Origin of the sequence: Anaerotignum faecicola (assembly GCA_024460105.1) — a bacterium.
Taxonomy (GTDB): Bacteria; Bacillota; Clostridia; order Lachnospirales; family Anaerotignaceae; genus JANFXS01.
The window spans coordinates 1-499 of record JANFXS010000173.1; the positions used below are offsets into that span (position 1 = coordinate 1).

Genomic DNA, 499 nt, shown 5'->3' on the forward strand with positions numbered 1-499 from the left:
TGCAGATTGAAGATCTGGCGGTTGAAAATCCGGGGATACCAGGGAAGATGGATTTAGACCACGTTTCCATGACGGTTCATAAGGGAGAGATTGTCGGTGTTGCAGGTGTGGAGGGGAATGGCCAGTATGAGATGGTTCAGGCGGTAATGGGACTGATGGAATCGAAAGGCAGAGTACTGCTGGAGGGGAAAGATATTTCGAAAATGGATGTCCATGGAAGAAGACGTCTCATAGCCTATGTACCCCAGGACCGGAAGATCAGCGGTAGTTCTCTGGAAGACAGTATTGAAACAAATGTTATGATGACACATCACTACGTCAGTGACCGGCTGGTAGGAAAAACACGCCTTCTGGACAAAAAGAAATGTCGCCAGCTGTCAAACCAGATTATCAGTCAATATCAGGTGAGCTGCCAGGGCCCCCGAATGCCGATTGGCGCATTATCGGGAGGAAACCAGCAGAAGGTAATTGTCGGACGGGAGTTTGAACTTGACAGTTC

General features: G+C 48.9%; 1 protein-coding gene. It reads left to right on the forward strand.

Features of this window, described 5'->3' with window-relative positions:
* Nucleotides 1–499 (forward strand): ATP-binding cassette domain-containing protein (locus NE664_13355; GenBank protein MCQ4727619.1); only part of this gene is annotated, 499 nt, incomplete at both ends.